Origin of the sequence: Streptomyces sp. CA-294286, from assembly GCF_050947155.1 — a bacterium.
In the GTDB taxonomy this organism is placed as follows: Bacteria; Actinomycetota; Actinomycetes; order Streptomycetales; family Streptomycetaceae; genus Streptomyces.
On sequence record NZ_CP192005.1, the window covers coordinates 1,920,559 to 1,934,400 of the forward strand.

Genomic DNA, 13,842 nt, shown 5'->3' on the forward strand with positions numbered 1-13,842 from the left:
CGGGCGGACGGGAGGCCACGGTGCGCGAGCGCGAAGCGGCCAGGCGGCGGTGCGACGAGGCGGAGTTCGCGGCCTTCGTCGCGGGCGCCGCGGGTCGGCTCCTGCACACCGCCACCCTGCTCACGGCCGAACCGGCCGCGGCCAACCCGCGCGCCCAGCGGCTCCTGGCCGCCGCGCTGGCCACCACGTACGCCCAGTGGGCGGGGCTGCGCGGCGAGGACCCGTACGACCGCACCCGCCAGGACCTCGTCGCCCGCTTCGCGCGCAGCGCCTGGCGCGACTGGCACCTGTGGCAACTCCTGCGGCGGCTGCACCTGTTGCACCGGCGTCCGGACGTCACTCCGCTGGAGACGGTCACCCCGCGGGAGCGGCTGATCATGGTGCTGCGGCTGTACGAGGGGGTCGCGGAGGAACAGACCGCCGCCCAGCTGGGCCTGGCTCTTCCCCGTGTCCGGGCCCTCTGCAGCCGGGCCGTCTCCCAGGTGCACGAAGCCCACCTGGACGCCCGGACGAAGCCGCGGCGCAGGCCCCCGGAGGCGCAGGAGCCCCACGGGGCGCGGGGCTCGCACGGAACGCGGGGCACGCCGGACCCCGAGGACCCGCAGGGCCGCCAGGACGGGGAGCGCGACGCCCGCGCGCCCCGGGCGGTGGCGGCACCGTGACACGGCGTCGCGAGGAGGACGAGGTGCGCCGCCTCCTCGCGGAGGCCGCGCACCCTCCCGTACCGGCTGACCTGCTCCCCCGGGCGACGGCGCGCGGCCTGCGCAGGCGCCGTCGGCGGCGGGTGCTGCGGCGGGCGCTGTGGACGCTGGCGGCGGCGCTGCTGGTGGCGTTCCTGGTGTGGGCGTCGGTCACCCAGCCGTGGCTGGGCCCGCCCGCGGACATCTCCCCGCCGGTGGGGGGTGTCTGAGGGCCGCCTGCGGCGGACGGGGGCCGGCCTGCGACCGACCGAACCGCCGCCCGCGAGGACGGCCCGACGGCGGACCGCCCGGCCCCGACCGCCGACGACCGGCCTCGGCCGCCCGGCCACCACCCCGGGCCCCGGGTCCGGCCCCGAACCGCCGGGCCCCGAGCCCCCGCCCCACTCCCCTACGCCAGCGCCTGCTTGAGGTCCGCGAGGAGGTCGTCGCCCGATTCGATGCCGACCGACAGACGCACCAGGTCCCCCGGCACCTCCAGCGCGGACCCGGCCACCGACGCGTGCGTCATCCGTCCCGGGTGCTCGATCAGCGATTCGACGCCGCCCAGGGACTCGCCGAGAGTGAAGAGCTGCGCCCTGTTGCAGACGTCCACCGCGGCCTCCTCGCCGGCCTTCAGCCGGAAGGACACCATGCCGCCGAAGGCCTTCATCTGCTTGGCGGCGACCTCGTGCCCGGCGTGCTCCGGCAGCCCCGGGTAGAGCACCTGGGAGACCGCCGGGTGCGCGGTCAGCATGTCCGCGATCCGTGTCGCGTTCTCGCTGTGCCGGTCCATGCGGACGGCGAGGGTCTTGATGCCGCGCAGCACCAGCCACGCGTCGAAGGGTCCGGCGACGGCGCCCATGGCGTTCTGGTGGAACACCAGCTCCTCCGCGAGGGCGGCGTCGTCGGTGACGAGCGCGCCGCCCACCACGTCCGAGTGGCCGCCCATGTACTTGGTCGTCGAGTGCACGACGACGTCCGCGCCGAGCGCGATCGGCTGCTGGAGGTAGGGGCTGGCGAAGGTGTTGTCGACGACGAGCCGCGCCCCCGCCGTGCGGGCGACCTCGGCGACGGCCGCGATGTCGGTGATCCCGAGGAGCGGGTTGGACGGCGTCTCCACCCACACGGCCTTCGTGCGGGGGGTGAGGGCGGCCCGTACCGCCGCCGCGTCGGAGGTGTCGGCCACCGACCACTCCACGCCCCACCGGGAGACGACCTTCGCGAACAGCCGGAAGGTCCCGCCGTAGGCGTCGTTCGGGATGACCACGTGGTCGCCGGGCGACAGCAGCGTCCGCAGCAGGCAGTCCTCGGCCGCCAGGCCGGAGGCGAAGGCGAGCCCGCGCCGGCCGCCCTCCAGCGCGGCGAGGTTCTCCTCCAGGGCGGTACGGGTCGGGTTGGCGCTGCGGCTGTACTCGTAGCCGCCGCGCAGGCCGCCCACCCCGTCCTGCTTGTACGTCGACACCTGGTAGATCGGCGGCACGACGGCGCCGGTCAGCGGGTCGGCGGTGTTCCCGGCATGGATGGCGAGGGTCTCGAAAGCGCGCTCGTTGCTGCTCTGCTCATGAGTCATGGGGCCGAGGGTAGTTCGCCTTCCGGTGCTCCGTGTCCGCCCCACGCCCCGCCGGGCGACCCCGCGTCCCCGCGGTGGCCGGTCCTCGCCCCCGCGGCCCGCGCCCACCCCCTCCCGGACGCTCCGCGTCCTCCCCGCTCCTCCGCGGTCCTGTCCGCTCCGCCTCCCTCGCGGTCCGTTGCCGGCCGCCGTCCGGGACAATGGCCGTATGGAGATTCTCTGGTTCCTGATCGCGGCGCTCATGCTGGGCGCCGCCCTCGGTCCGTTCCTGCTGCGCAGGCGCGGCGGCATCCGGCTGGCGGCGCCGGGTTCGCCCGACGCGGCGGACCCGGAGGAGTACGGCTTCGTACGGCAGGAAGCCCTCGACGTGCGCCTGCCCGGCCCCGACCAGGACCTCCTCGACGTACTGGACGTGGTGCAGCGCACCCAGGACTGGCGGGCCGCCGCCCAGCTCCTCGCCGGGACGCCCAAGGAGGGCGAACTGCGCTGGCAGCGCGTGCAGTCCTTCGCGGGCGCGGCCTCCCTGGAACTGGCCCAGCGGCCGGGCGAGGGCGGCCGGTGGCTGCGCGCCTGGCGTGCGGATTCGCCGAAGGACGCGGGCGGTGCGCAGGTGCACGCGGAGTTCCTGGTGCAGCAGGCGTGGCGGTCGTCCGCCGCCGGGAAGGACGACTTCCGGATCATCCTCGAAGAGGCCCGCGAGCTGTGCGCCCAGGCCGCGCTCCTCGCCCCCGGCGACCCCGTCCCGTACCTCACCGAGCTGTCCGTCGCCCGGGGGCTAGGCTATCCCCGCGCGGAGTTCGACCGGCTCTGGGCGAAGGTCCTGGACCGCGCACCGACGCACATGGGGGCGCATCTCGTCGCCCTCCACTACCTCTCCGAGAAGTGGCACGGTTCCCGCGCCGAGGCGGACACCTTCGCCACCCACGCCGCCTCGCGCGCCCCCCAGGGCTCGCTGCTCGCCGCCCTCCCCCTCTTCTCGGTCCACGACCACCTCCCCGAGGTCGTCATGGTCAGCAGCTTCTACCAGAGCGCGGTCGTCTCCCGGGCGGTCGAGGGCGCCCTGTACGCCGTGCACGCCGCCCGCCCGGACGACCCGATGCTGCCCCACGTGCGCCACCTCCTGATCCTCTTTCTCGTCCGCTCGGAGCGCTGGGCCGAAGCGGTCAAGCAGATCGCCGCCGTCGACGGCTACGTGGGCGCCCTCCCCTGGACCCTCCACCCGGACCCTGCCGCCGACTACACGCTGCACCGCAACCTGGCGGTGGCGGGCTACGAGGCGAACGGCGGAAGCCCGGCGACGCTGCGCGGCTAGGCACCGGGGACACGGGCGGCGCGGGGCCGTACGGGGACGGCGGGGCGTGGGGTCGTACGCGGGCCCGCACGCGCGGTGCGGGAATCCCCGCCGTGCCCGCCACGTTGTACGGGACGTCCGACCCGCGCTCCAGGAGGAACCGCCATGCTCTTCGGCCGTACGCCGCAGCTCCCCACCCCCGAGCAGGCCCTGAAGGGCCGCGCGACCCCGGAGTTCGAGGTTCCGTCCCGCCACACGGTCCTCGGCAACCCGCTCTCCGGCCCCTACCCCTCCCGCCTGGCGGTCGCGGACTTCGGTCTGGGCTGCTTCTGGGGTGCTGAGCGGAAGTTCTGGCAGGCCGAGGGCGTCTGGACGACCCTCGTCGGCTACCAGGGCGGCAGCACCCCCAATCCGGCGTACGAGGAGGTGTGTTCGGGCCTGACCGGGCACACCGAGGTCGTCCGGGTCGTCTACGACCCCACCGTCACCTCCTACCCCACCCTGCTCAAGCTCTTCTGGGAGTCCCACAACCCCACCCAGGGCTTCCGCCAGGGGAACGACGTGGGCACCCAGTACCGCTCCGCGATCTACCCGCACACCCCGGAACAGGCCGTCGAGGCCGAGGCGTCCCGCGCCGCGTTCCAGGAGGTCCTGACGGGCGCCGGCTTCGGCACGATCACCACGGAGATCCTCCCGGCCGCCGACAACCCCTTCTACCCGGCCGAGCCGTACCACCAGCAGTACTTGGACAAGAACCCGGACGGCTACTGCGGCATCGGCGGTACGGGCGTCACTTTGAGCGCCCCGTCCGAGACCAACTGGGGCCGCTCCTGCCCGACGGGCATCGCTTCGGCCGGCTGACGGCGTTCGGGGCGGTCATGGCACGGCGTCACCCGTCCGGGTGAGTGAAGCAGCGAAGCCCTCACCGTGCCCGTGGCAATTGCCTAACGTCTCGGCACATGGTCGACTCACCCCACGAAGCGCTGCACCGCATCTTCCAGGAGGACCCGGGCATTTTCGCCCGCGCCTTCCGGGCACAGGGCATCCCCTTCGCCGATCCGGAATCAGTGACCGAGATGCCCACGGACCTGACCGAGCTCAAGCCGCTCGAACGGCGAGTGGACACCTTGCTCAGGATCCGGGGCGTCGACGGCGAGGAATACCTCCTCGCCGTCGAGGCCCAGAACAAGCGGGATCCCGACAAGGCGTCCAGCTGGGCCTACTACCTCGCGCACCTGCATGCCAAGTACGGGCTGCCGGTCGTGCTCGTCGTGGTCTGCCGGGACCGTGCCACGGCGGCATGGGCGAGCTCACCCGTGGACTTCGGCACTTCCCAGTGGCCCAGCCTCACTCTGCGCCCCCTCGTCCTCGGCCCACACAATCTGCCCGTTTTCACGGATCCGGTGCTGGCCGCCCAGGACGTACCGCTGGCGTCACTCTCCGCAATCGCGCACAGCCGGGATCCGGAGGCCGGTGCCATACTGAAAGCGCTGGTCGTCGCTCTCACCACCATCGACCCGGACACTGCCCTGGTCTACGCCGAACTGACCGAGCAGGGCCTGGGGAACACCCCGGCAGCCCAGACCTGGAGGGACCTCATGACCGCCGACCTCGACCTCTCGTTCTTCCGCTCCGAGACGCAGCAGCGCATTCGCAGGGAGGCCCGCGAAGAGGGCCGCGGAGAGGGCCGCGAGGAGGGCCGCGAGGAGGGACTGGCCTCCGGGGTGCTCGTGGTGTTGGAGGCACGGGGGGTTGCGGTTCCCGACTCGGTACGGGCGCGCGTGCTCGCCTGCACCGAGGACGCCGTCATCCGGAGCTGGTACGCCCGTGCCCTCACCGCGACGACCGCCGACGACCTCTTCTCCGACGAACGTCGGGCAGAGCGACCGTCCGACGCGTGACGCCGTCAGCGTCCTCGTCTGCCGTCGGGCGGTGCCGGAAGCCGCAGAGAACTCCTTCGCCTGCGGACGAGGGGCGGGGCGTCCCTACACCTGGGCATCCCTACACCTGGGCATCCCTACACTTGGGCATCCCTACACCTGGGCATCCCTACACCTGGGCATCCCTACACCTGCGCGTCCCGTACCTGCGTCGCCGTCGCCGTCGCGTCGTAGTTCTCCGGTACGCCTTCGACGAGGATGACGTCGCCGGGCAGGTGGCGGGTGCGCAGTGGGAGGATTTCCCGGTACTCCGGGGACTTGTACCAGGCGCGGGCCCTGTTCATGTCGGGGAAGGCGACCAGGACCGGAGCGCCGTGCCAGTCGCCCTCCAGCACTTCGTGCTGCTTGAAGTGAACGAGGAAGCGCCCGCCGTAGGCCCCGAAGGTGCCTTGGATGCGCTCCATGTAGCGCAGGACGTCCTCGTGGAGCGGGCCGTCGGCCGGGCCGATGTGGGCGATCGCGTACGCGGTCATGGCGTCCTCTTTCGGAAGTGAAGTGGCCTTGGGGTGGCCTGAGTTCAAGGGTGCGACAGCGGGGGGCCCGGGTCGATTACCTCGGAGGTAGGTTGGCCGGATGGATCTTGTGAGTGGTGGGGGCGGCGGCGCGGGGTTCGTGCTGCGTCGGGCGGTCGGCGGAGACGCGGAGGCCGCCGCGGACGTGTACCTGCGGTCGTACGGCGCCGCCCTGCCGGGTGTGCGGCGGGCACACGACGACGACGGGGTGCGGGGCTGGTTCCGCCACGTGGTGGTGCCGGAGTGCGAGACCTGGGTCGCCGAGGACGCGGCGGGAGCTCTCGTCGGTGTGATGGTGCTGGACGAGGCAGGGATCGGCCAGCTCTATCTGGCTCCGGAGCGGCGCGGCTGCGGGCTGGGCGATCTTTTCGTCGCGAAGGCCAAGCAACTGCGCCCGGACGGGCTGGAGTTGTGGACGTTCCAGGTGAACGAAAGCGCCTGTCGCTTCTACCTCCGGCACGGCTTCACCGAGGCCGAGCGCACGGACGGGTCGCGCAACGAGGAGCGGGAGCCGGACGTCCGGCTCGTCTGGAAGCCGTAGGTCGGGACACGGCGGGGCACTACGGGACGCGGCGGGCTGCGGTACGAAACCGGCGACGGCGCAAGCCCGGCCGGTGCTGCGGGACTGGTGCTACGGGACGGGTGGAAGTGGATCGGTGCTACGGGACGGGTGGGAGCGGACCGGTGACGGGACCGGTGGAACCGGACCGGTGACACGCCGAAGGGCGGGCACCGCCCACGTGCAGTGGGTGACGCCCGCCCTTCGTACGCACCGCGGCGGCTCGTAGCCGCGGCGGCGGGTCTCAGACCGCCGAGCCCGCCTTCCAGGCCGCCCAGTCCAGGTTCCAGCCGTTGAGGCCGTTGTCCGGCTTGATGGTCTTGTCCGGGGAGTTCTTCACGATCACCACGTCACCGACGAGCGAGTTGTTGAAGAACCACGCGCCGGGCTTGCCCGGGTCGTTCGCGCCCTTGACGTCCTCCAGGCCGACGCAGCCGTGGCTGGTGTTGGCGCTGCCGAAGATGCCCTTGCCCCAGTAGTTGCCGTGGATGAAGGTGCCCGAGGTCGACAGCCGCATGGCGTGCGGGACGTCCTTGATGTCGTACTCGCCCTTGCCGTCGTCGTCCGTGAAGCCGACGGTCGCGCCGTCCATCCGGGTCTCCTTGAACTTCTCGGAGATCACCATCTTGCCGTTGTACGTCGGGGTCTCCGGTGAACCGGCGGAGATCGGGATGGTCTTGACGACCTTGCCGTCCTGCGTGACGGTCATCTTCTTCGTCTTGACGTCGACGGTGGAGACCTGGTTGCGGCCGATCTGGAAGGTGACCGTCTTGTCCTGGACGCCGGTGATGCCGTTCGCACCCTCGACGCCGTCCAGGGCGAGCTTCATCTTGACGGTGCTGTGGGCCTTCCAGTAGTCCTGCGGCCGGAAGTCCAGGCGCTGCGAGTCGAACCAGTGGCCGACGACTTCCTGGCCGCTGCTGGAGGAGACGTCGATGGCGCTCTGGACGGCCTTCTTGTTGGTGATCGGCTTGTCGAAGCGGATCGAGACCGGCATGCCCACGCCGACCTTCGAGCCGTCGTCCGGGGTGAAGTTGCCTATGAAGCTGTTCTTCGGGGAGACGGTCGTGAAGGACCGGTTCTCGTGCGCGGCGCGCTTGTCGGCGTCCTCGGCGGTCACGCTCAGCTTGTAGACCGTGGCGCGCTGGAGGCGGGTGTCCGGCCGCCAGCTGGTGCCGTCGGCGGCAATGGTGCCCTTGACCGGCTTGCCCGCCGCGTCGGTGAGCGTGACCTCGGTCAGCTTGCCGTCGGCGACGGTCACCTTGGTGTCGTTGTTGATGCCGACGTTGGTGGCACCGGCCTTGGGGGTGATCTCTATTCGGGCCTTGGAGGTGTCCTTGGCGGCTGCCTCGTCGGACTGCTCCTGCGACTTCTTGGAGGCGTCGGAGTCACCGCTGCCACCGCCGCCCTTGCTGTCGTCGCTACAGCCCGAAAGCACCAGTACGCCGCCGAGCAGCGCGGACGCGGCTGCCAGGCCCCTGCGCCGCCGCCTGCTGTTCGTGATCACACGCTTCTCCATCGTTGCCGCTTCCCCACGATCTCCCGGGGCTGCCGTCCGGGCACGGGTACCCAGGTCCCGCCCGGCCGCACTTCCCCTGTCAATGCCCTAACAACACCCCTGGCAGCACGGCCGTTCCACTTCGTGCGAAAGTGTGGGCAACGCCACTGCCGGGGATGCAAGCCCGACACGTGCTCTCCTTCGACGCTACGCCGTCCCTTTTGCCCCTGGTCGGGCGGGGTCATGCACGGCTCGCCGACCAGGGAGGGGCGTCGGGGGGCGGTGGAGGCGGCGCGCGAGGCGGCGGAACGAAGAATTCCACCCCCCACACGCCTTTCCCCGGACCCGCTGCTTTCACTAGCATCGACGCGCACGACCAATTCGCGAGTGCCTCAAGGGGGATCGATCCGTGGCCGCACTCCGACCGCTGCTCACCGCTACCGCCGCAGGTGGGCTGCTGGCCGCACTGTGGTTCGTACCGTCGGCCAACGCGACGGTGGAGACACCGAAGCGGACCGTCCAGGCACAGGCCGCCGGCGTCGACCGGGCTCCGCAGGAACAGCCCCCGCAGCTCCCGCAGCCCCAGCAGGCCGCGCACACCGGGGGCGACACCGCCCCCTCCGCCGCCGGCTCCGGGCCCCTCGACCCGCACCTCGCCCTCGCCGACACCGGCAGCGTGGACACCACTCCGTACCTCGTCGGCGGTACGGCGTTCCTGAGCATCGGTGCGGGTTTCGTGGCGTACTCGGCCCGACGCCGGGGCGCGGGCGGGACGCCCGCCTGACGCATCGGGCCGTCCGCGCGGCGGGTCCGCCGGGCCGTCCGCGCGGGAGGTCCGCCGGGCCGTCCGCGCGGCGGATTCCGTATCCACGAGCGGACTCCTCCGCGGAGACGTACGAGGGGCGCCGGGCAGGCCGCCCGGCGCCCCTCTTCCGTACCCCCGCGTGCGGCGGCTAGGCCAGCGGGCCCGTCACCGGTTCCACCGCCGCGACCAGTGCGCCGCTGCGGACGAACGCGTCCGCGGCGGCCAGGTCCGGGGCGAGGAAGCGGTCGGGCCCGGGGCCCTGTACGCCCGCGGCGCGCAGCGCGGCGATGACGGCCTGTGAGGCGGGCGCGGGCGTCAGTCCGTGGCGCAGTTCGATGCCGCGCGTCGCGGCGTACAGCTCGACCGCCACGATCCGGGTGAGGTTGTCGATGGTGGTACGGAGCTTGCGCGCCGCCGACCAGCCCATGGACACGTGGTCCTCCTGCATCGCGGAGGACGGGATGGAGTCGACGGAGGCGGGGTTGGCGAGCCGCTTCATCTCGCTGACCAGGGCGGCCTGGGTGTACTGGGCGATCATCAGTCCGGAGTCGACGCCCGCGTCGTCCGCGAGGAAGGCGGGGAGGCCGTGGCTGCGGTTCTTGTCGAGGAGGCGGTCGGTGCGGCGCTCGGCGATGGAGCCGAGGTCGGCGGCGGCGATGGCGAGGAAGTCCAGGACGTACGCGACGGGTGCGCCGTGGAAGTTGCCGTTGGACTCCACCCGCCCGTCGGGCAGCACCACCGGGTTGTCGACGGCCGCCGCGAGTTCCCGCTCGGCGACCGTGATCGCGTACGCGATGGTGTCTCGGCCCGCGCCCGCGACCTGTGGGGCGCAGCGCACCGAGTAGGCGTCCTGGACGCGCGGGGCGTCGTCCTGGTGGTGGCCGGTCAGGCCGGAGCCCTCCAGGACGCGCAGCATGTTGTCGGCGGAGGCGCCCTGCCCCGGGTGGGGGCGGATGACGTGCAGCTCGGGCGCGAGCACCTTCTCGGTGCCCAGCAGCGCCTCCAGGCTGAGTGCGGCGGTGATGTCGGCGGAGGTGTAGAGCTTCTTGAGGTCGGCGATGGCCATGATCAGCATGCCGAGCATGCCGTCGGTGCCGTTGAGGAGGGCCAGGCCCTCCTTCTCCCGCAGCTCGACGGGGGCGATGCCGTGCGCGGCGAGCAGCTCGCCGGCGGGGCGTACGGTCCCGTCCGGGCCCTCGGCGTCGCCCTCGCCCATCAGCGCCAGCGCGCAGTGGGAGAGCGGCGCGAGGTCGCCGGAGCAGCCGAGCGAGCCGTACTCGTGCACGACGGGCGTGATGCCGGCGTTCAGCACGTCCGCCATGGTCCGTGCGACTTCGGGGCGTACGCCGGTGTGGCCGGACGCGACGGTCTTCAGCCGCAGGAACATCAGCGCCCGCACCACCTCGCGCTCGACCTGCGGGCCCATGCCGGCCGCGTGCGAGCGCACGATGTTGCGCTGGAGCTGGGCGCGCAGCTCCGGTCCGATGTGACGGGTGGCGAGTGCCCCGAACCCGGTCGAAACCCCGTACACCGGCTCGGGCTTGGCGGCGAGCGCGTCCACGATCTCGCGTGCGGCGGCCAGCGCGTCGACGGCCTCGGCGGACAGCTCGACACGGGCGTTGCCCCGGGCCACGGCGATGACGTCTTCGACCGTGGTCCCGGAGGTGTTGAGCACGACGGTGGCGGGGGCGGCGGGGGTGGCCAAGGTGTGCATATCCATATTCAGGAGCGTACGTTTTGAATGCGCGACTGTCACTAGGGGTGGCCTGGTGGAACCCTTACCCCGTGCCGACGGTGCGGCGGTCCTTGAGGGCGTAGACGTCGTACCCCTTCGACTTCGCACCGGCCGGGCCCATCGTGACGAACCACCGACGGTCCGAACCGAGCACCTTCTGCAACTCCGGCCACTTGACGGTGCCGTCGTCCCACCGGTAGCTCACGGCACCGAGGGTGGGCGGGGCCCAGCCGAGGACGAGTTCGACCGTGCGGCCGGATGCTCCCGAGGGATCCGGTACGAGGACGGCGGCTGTCCGGGTGCTGCCCCGGCCGGGGGCGGGCAGGGCCCCGTAGGCGAGGACCCCGGCCCCGTCCTCCTCCCGCAGGCCCGCCACGAAGAGGGTGTTGCCGATGCCGAACGGGGGCCTCGCCCCGGGGGTGCGGACCGCGCCGCCGGGAAGGACGGTGGGCCAGTGCCGCCGGATGACGGCGACCTGCTCCCACGCTTCGGCCTCGGTGCGGGCCGGGGCGTAGAGGTGCACGTTCACGGATGTGCCTCCCCAGAGGAGGGTGGAGACCGGGTGCAGGGCGTCGACGGGGACGCGTGACCGCGGGTCCGTCTCAGGGACGGCGAAGACCTTCGGAGTCGGGGCGGTGACCTGGTTCCAGGTGTCCCGCACGGCGTCCGCGAAGCCGACCGCCAGCAGGACGACGGCCACCGCGACGGCCGCCATGGCGGCCAGCCCCGCTCTGCTGCGAGGAGCCCTCGGGCTCCCGTCCGGCTGCCGGGCCTCGTCCGTCCGCACCGGACGGACGACCGGGAACTCGGCGATCAGTACCGCGCCAGGCCCCGCCCCGGCCGCCACGTACAGCCGCCCGCCCTGCCGGGCCGCGATCTCCCGGGCGATGGCGAGGCCGAGTCCCGCTCCGCCGCCGTCGGCACGGGTGCGGGAGTCGTCGAGCCGGGTGAAGCGCTCGAAGACGCGGTCGCGGTCGGCGGGCGGGATGCCGGGCCCGTCGTCGCGCACTTCGATACGGACCGTCTGGCGCCCCTGGCCCGCGTCGAGGACGACTGCGACTTCCGTACGGGCATGGCGGCACGCGTTGTCGAGGAGGTTGCGCAGCAGCCGCTCCAGGCGGAGGGAGCTGCCGGTCAGCGCCGGGAGCCCGGCCGCCGGGACCTCGCAGTCGACGCGGAGGTCGCGATTGCGGCGCAGGTGCCGGTACTCCTGCACCAAGTCGCCTGCCAGGTCCGCGAGTTGGACCGCTTCGTCCTCGTGGGGTGCGGGACCGTCGATGCGGGTCAGCAGGAGGAGGTCGTCGGTGAGGTGCTGGATGCGTTCGACGTCGGCGAGTGTCCCGCGCACGGTCTGCGGCCAGTCGACGCCTTCGGGGTGGGTGAGGGAGGACTCCAGGGAGGCGCGCAGTCCGGCGATGGGGCTGCGGAGTTCGTGCGAGGCGTCCGTGACGAAACGGGCCTGCCGGTCGGCGGCGGCCTGAAGCCGGTCGAGGGTGGCGTTGAGGGTACGGGCGAGCTGCTGGAGGACACCGCCGAGCACGGGCACCGGGACGCGTCGGTCCAGCGAACGGGCGGTGATGTCCGCGAGTTCGGCGCGCATGGCCTCGACGGGGCGCAGGGTGAGACGGGCGGCGACCCAGCCGGTGAGGACGGAGGCGAGCGTGCCTCCGGCGAGGAGCAGCCAGAGGCTGTGGGCGTTGTCCTCGACGTGGTCCGGCATACGGTCCCAGGGCCGTGCGACGCCCCAGACGGTCCCCGCCGCGACGAGCACCGCACCGAGTGCGAGGGGCGCCCACCACGCGCCCTTCCGCCAGGGCACGAGGCGCCCCAACGGCTCGGCCGCCACCCACGCGGTGAAGGCGACGATCAGTGCCGTCACGGGCACGGCGAACCGGAAGCCGGCGTCGAGGGCGGCCTCGGCGGTGTCCAAGGGCGCTCGCTTGTTGAAGTGCTCGGCCCAGAGGGCGTGCGCCCGCAGTAGAGCAGCGGTCACCCCGCCCGCCACGAGCGTCGCCCCCCACCGCCGCGCGACGGCCCACACGGCAGCCCCGACGAGCAACGCCCCACCCGGCACCCCGAATGTGGTCATTCCCCGCACGACGGGCAGGAGCCGGCCGAACGGACCGCTGACACCGTCATGCCCCGCGACCCCGTCGGCGATCAGCCAGGCGGCGCAGAGGACAGCGGTGACGAACGCGGCGGCGACCCCTGCGACGAGGGTGACGTGCAGCCGGACCCGGAGGGCGGAGCCGGGGGCTCGGGAGGGAACGCGGTCCCCGGACGCGTGCGCCGAGGAAGCGGGGGCCCCGGACGCACCCGCCGAGGAAGCCGGAGCCCCGGACGCGCGCCCCGAGAAAGCGAGGTCACCGGCAGGAAGCGCCGGGGCAGCGGGCGTCGCGGGGACCGGGGCGTGGCCGGGCCCCTCCGTCGCGCCACCGGCAGGGCCCCCGCCCCGCTCGCCGGGCACCGCCGACGAACCCGCCTCGACCGTCCGGCCGTCGGCTCCCCCCTCACCCTCCATTGCCCACCACCCGGTACCCCCCGCCCCTCACCGTCTCGATCGCCGCCCGCCCGAACGGCACGTCGATCTTCTTCCGCAGCGCGCTCACGTACACCTCGACGATGTTGAGGTCGCCGTCGTACGACGCGTCCCACACCTCGTCGACGACCTCCACCTTCGGCACCACCTCCCCCGCCCGCCGCGCCAGGCACTCCAGTACCGCGAACTCCTTGCCGGTCAGGGGTATCCGGGTTGCGCCGCGCCCGCACTTCCGCCCCGCCGGGTCCAGCCAGAGGTCGCCCAGCCGCAGCACGCTGCCCCGCTTGGCCCCGCCGCGCCGCAGCAGCGCGCGCAGGCGGGCCTCCAGGACGACGTACGAGAACGGCTTCGCCAAGTAGTCGTCCGCGCCCGTGTCCAGCGCCTCCGCCTCGTCGTACTCGCCGTTCTTCGCGGTCAGCATCAGGATCGGAGTGTCGACCCCGGCACGGCGCAGCCGCTCGCAGACCCGGTAGCCGTTGAGGCCGGGCAGCATGATGTCGAGCACGATCGCGCTGTACGGGTGCTCGGTGGCGCGCCACAGCCCGTCCAGGCCGTCGTGCTCGACGTCGACCGCGTAACCGGCCGCGCTCAGGCCCCTCTTCAGGGAGGCGGCGAGCCGCTCCTCGTCCTCCACCACCAGCAGTCTCATGCGGGCCAGTATCACCAGGGGGCCGCCGCCGCTCCTGAAGTGATCTTCAGGAACCTTCAGCGCC

Annotated in this window: 13 protein-coding genes; 7 read left to right on the top strand and 6 right to left on the bottom strand. The window is 72.9% G+C overall.

The features are described 5' to 3' along the window. The first annotated feature begins 20 nt into the window (after positions 1 to 20). On the top strand, positions 21 to 662 hold the full coding sequence (locus ACQPZG_RS13090) for a sigma factor-like helix-turn-helix DNA-binding protein (protein WP_433545982.1): 642 nt from the start codon (positions 21 to 23) through the stop codon (positions 660 to 662). Continuing rightward, on the top strand, positions 659 to 910 hold the full coding sequence (locus ACQPZG_RS13095) for a hypothetical protein (RefSeq protein WP_433545983.1): 252 nt from the start codon (positions 659 to 661) through the stop codon (positions 908 to 910). Before ACQPZG_RS13090 ends, ACQPZG_RS13095 begins: the two co-directional genes overlap by 4 nt. A gap of 179 nt (positions 911 to 1,089) precedes the next feature. On the opposite strand, the gene ACQPZG_RS13100 is transcribed toward ACQPZG_RS13095, so the two are convergent. After that, positions 1,090 to 2,250: a cystathionine gamma-synthase gene (locus ACQPZG_RS13100; protein ID WP_433545984.1), complete on the bottom strand. Its 1,161-nt coding sequence runs from the start codon at positions 2,248 to 2,250 to the stop codon at positions 1,090 to 1,092. 208 nt (positions 2,251 to 2,458) lie between these two features. On the opposite strand from ACQPZG_RS13100, the gene ACQPZG_RS13105 reads away from it, so the two are divergent. The 3 genes from ACQPZG_RS13105 to ACQPZG_RS13115 all read left to right on the top strand — a co-directional run bounded on the left by ACQPZG_RS13105 (position 2,459) and on the right by ACQPZG_RS13115 (position 5,442). Continuing rightward, positions 2,459 to 3,562: a hypothetical protein gene (locus ACQPZG_RS13105; RefSeq protein WP_433545985.1), complete on the top strand. Its 1,104-nt coding sequence runs from the start codon at positions 2,459 to 2,461 to the stop codon at positions 3,560 to 3,562. A gap of 144 nt (positions 3,563 to 3,706) precedes the next feature. Next, the gene (gene msrA, locus ACQPZG_RS13110; protein ID WP_433545986.1) at positions 3,707 to 4,402 is read left to right on the top strand and encodes a peptide-methionine (S)-S-oxide reductase MsrA; all 696 of its coding nucleotides are present in this window, start codon (positions 3,707 to 3,709) and stop codon (positions 4,400 to 4,402) included. A 98-nt stretch (positions 4,403 to 4,500) separates the two neighbouring features. Next, positions 4,501 to 5,442 carry a hypothetical protein gene (locus tag ACQPZG_RS13115; protein WP_433545987.1) on the top strand — a complete coding sequence of 314 codons (942 nt, stop codon included), beginning with the start codon at positions 4,501 to 4,503 and terminating at the stop codon, positions 5,440 to 5,442. Between the two features lie 164 nt (positions 5,443 to 5,606). Here the strand turns inward: ACQPZG_RS13115 and ACQPZG_RS13120 are convergent, their stop codons facing one another. Further along, positions 5,607 to 5,954, bottom strand: coding sequence for a DUF1330 domain-containing protein (locus ACQPZG_RS13120; RefSeq protein ID WP_433545988.1), 348 nt, complete (start codon positions 5,952 to 5,954; stop codon positions 5,607 to 5,609). A 100-nt stretch (positions 5,955 to 6,054) separates the two neighbouring features. Between ACQPZG_RS13120 and ACQPZG_RS13125 the strand changes: the two genes are divergently transcribed. After that, the gene (locus ACQPZG_RS13125; protein WP_433545989.1) at positions 6,055 to 6,534 is read left to right on the top strand and encodes an N-acetyltransferase family protein; all 480 of its coding nucleotides are present in this window, start codon (positions 6,055 to 6,057) and stop codon (positions 6,532 to 6,534) included. A gap of 262 nt (positions 6,535 to 6,796) precedes the next feature. Here the strand turns inward: ACQPZG_RS13125 and ACQPZG_RS13130 are convergent, their stop codons facing one another. Next, entirely contained in the window at positions 6,797 to 8,071 is a 1,275-nt protein-coding gene (locus ACQPZG_RS13130) for a L,D-transpeptidase (protein WP_433545990.1), read from the bottom strand. Positions 8,072 to 8,459: 388 nt separating this feature from the next. On the opposite strand from ACQPZG_RS13130, the gene ACQPZG_RS13135 reads away from it, so the two are divergent. After that, positions 8,460 to 8,834 carry a hypothetical protein gene (locus ACQPZG_RS13135; RefSeq protein ID WP_433545991.1) on the top strand — a complete coding sequence of 125 codons (375 nt, stop codon included), beginning with the start codon at positions 8,460 to 8,462 and terminating at the stop codon, positions 8,832 to 8,834. Positions 8,835 to 9,003: 169 nt separating this feature from the next. Here ACQPZG_RS13135 and hutH read toward each other — a convergent pair whose 3' ends face one another. The 3 genes from hutH to ACQPZG_RS13150 form a co-directional block, all read right to left on the bottom strand. Continuing rightward, positions 9,004 to 10,569, bottom strand: coding sequence for a histidine ammonia-lyase (gene hutH, locus ACQPZG_RS13140; RefSeq protein WP_433549382.1), 1,566 nt, complete (start codon positions 10,567 to 10,569; stop codon positions 9,004 to 9,006). A gap of 64 nt (positions 10,570 to 10,633) precedes the next feature. After that, positions 10,634 to 13,111: an ATP-binding protein gene (locus ACQPZG_RS13145; RefSeq protein ID WP_433545992.1), complete on the bottom strand. Its 2,478-nt coding sequence runs from the start codon at positions 13,109 to 13,111 to the stop codon at positions 10,634 to 10,636. Next, positions 13,101 to 13,778, bottom strand: coding sequence for a response regulator (locus ACQPZG_RS13150; protein WP_433545993.1), 678 nt, complete (start codon positions 13,776 to 13,778; stop codon positions 13,101 to 13,103). Before ACQPZG_RS13150 ends, ACQPZG_RS13145 begins: the two co-directional genes overlap by 11 nt. Between the last annotated feature and the right edge of the window lie 64 nt (positions 13,779 to 13,842).

Coding starts and splice junctions, on each gene's coding strand:
- ACQPZG_RS13120 (WP_433545988.1), bottom strand. CDS start 5,954: ATGACCGCGTACGCGATCGCCCACATCGGCCCGGCCGACGGCCCGCTC.
- hutH (WP_433549382.1), bottom strand. CDS start 10,569: ATGCACACCTTGGCCACCCCCGCCGCCCCCGCCACCGTCGTGCTCAAC.
- ACQPZG_RS13150 (WP_433545993.1), bottom strand. CDS start 13,778: ATGAGACTGCTGGTGGTGGAGGACGAGGAGCGGCTCGCCGCCTCCCTG.
- ACQPZG_RS13105 (WP_433545985.1), top strand. CDS start 2,459: ATGGAGATTCTCTGGTTCCTGATCGCGGCGCTCATGCTGGGCGCCGCC.
- ACQPZG_RS13130 (WP_433545990.1), bottom strand. CDS start 8,071: ATGGAGAAGCGTGTGATCACGAACAGCAGGCGGCGGCGCAGGGGCCTG.
- ACQPZG_RS13125 (WP_433545989.1), top strand. CDS start 6,055: ATGGATCTTGTGAGTGGTGGGGGCGGCGGCGCGGGGTTCGTGCTGCGT.
- ACQPZG_RS13115 (WP_433545987.1), top strand. CDS start 4,501: ATGGTCGACTCACCCCACGAAGCGCTGCACCGCATCTTCCAGGAGGAC.
- ACQPZG_RS13145 (WP_433545992.1), bottom strand. CDS start 13,111: ATGGAGGGTGAGGGGGGAGCCGACGGCCGGACGGTCGAGGCGGGTTCG.
- ACQPZG_RS13100 (WP_433545984.1), bottom strand. CDS start 2,250: ATGACTCATGAGCAGAGCAGCAACGAGCGCGCTTTCGAGACCCTCGCC.
- msrA (WP_433545986.1), top strand. CDS start 3,707: ATGCTCTTCGGCCGTACGCCGCAGCTCCCCACCCCCGAGCAGGCCCTG.